1 protein-coding gene is annotated in these 1,000 nt (G+C 66.6%); it reads right to left on the minus strand.

Annotation, left to right across the window (positions count from 1 at the left end; genetic code table 11):
- On the minus strand, window positions 1-1,000 hold a 1,000-nt coding region (locus ENZ74_RS32890; protein WP_164761448.1), incomplete at both ends, for a DUF4159 domain-containing protein.

The raw sequence follows: 1,000 nt of genomic DNA on the forward strand, positions 1-1,000 counted from the left end.
CTCGTCGACCGCCCAGGCGCCGGCAAAATCATTGGCGGTGATCATGATAGGCGAGACGCCGTCGCCGGTGCGCACCGGCCGGTTCTCGGCATTGCTGGCGTCGAGCGACGCCTCGACCCACAGTGGGCTGCCGGCGAAGCGGCCGGGGAATTCGGGCAGGATGAAGAAGGATTTGGTCAGCACGTGGTCGGACGGCACCGGCTCCAGCGGCGGCACGTTGAGGTTGCCGAGGATGTCGCGCAGCCGCTCCGTCGCCGGGCTGGTCGAATCGGCGCCGATGCCGTTGGCGAACTGGTCGCGGGTGTCGAACAGCACCGTGCCGCCCTGCTGCATATAGGCGTCGATGCGGGCGATGGCGGCCTGGCTCGGCATCGGGGCGGCCGGATCGATCGGCCAGTAGATCAAAGGATAGAACGACAGCTCGTCCTTCGAAATGTCGACACCGGCTGGTGCGCCCGGTTCAAGGGCCGTCTTTTCGACCAGGAAGCGGGTCAGGCCCTCGAGCCCGGCACGGCTGATCGAATCGTCGCCCGGCACACCGGTCAGCACATAGGCGATGCGGGTCTTCGAAATCGCCTCGATGGCAATTTCGTCACCCGGCTTGGCGTCGTCGGCGCGGGCAAGGTCGGCATGACCGAACAAGCTACCCAGCGCAATCAGGACCGCGGCGGTGGTTGCCATGGCACCGGCGCGGCGCGGTCGGGGTGAGAACAGGCCGCCCATCCAGAATACCGCCAGCGTATCGAGCAGCATCAGCACCAGGGCGGCCGCGACCAGCGCGCCCTTCAAATTGCGCGATTCGTCAAAGGCATACTGGATCGAGGTGACGGGAACAGTGATTTGCGGGCGCGCCAGCGGGGCCAGCGTGCTGTCGGCTTCAAGCAGATTATGGGCAAACACACCCGTCTCGGAACCATAGAGGCCGGGCGGGTTTTCAAAAGACACCGGCAGCGCGCCGGCGCCCGGTACAAGCGGCCGTGCATCCGGTGTCGGCGGCACC

The sequence above is a fragment of the Mesorhizobium sp. M7A.F.Ca.CA.002.15.2.1 genome, from assembly GCF_003998715.1.
Lineage (GTDB): Bacteria > Pseudomonadota > Alphaproteobacteria > Rhizobiales > Rhizobiaceae > Mesorhizobium > Mesorhizobium ciceri.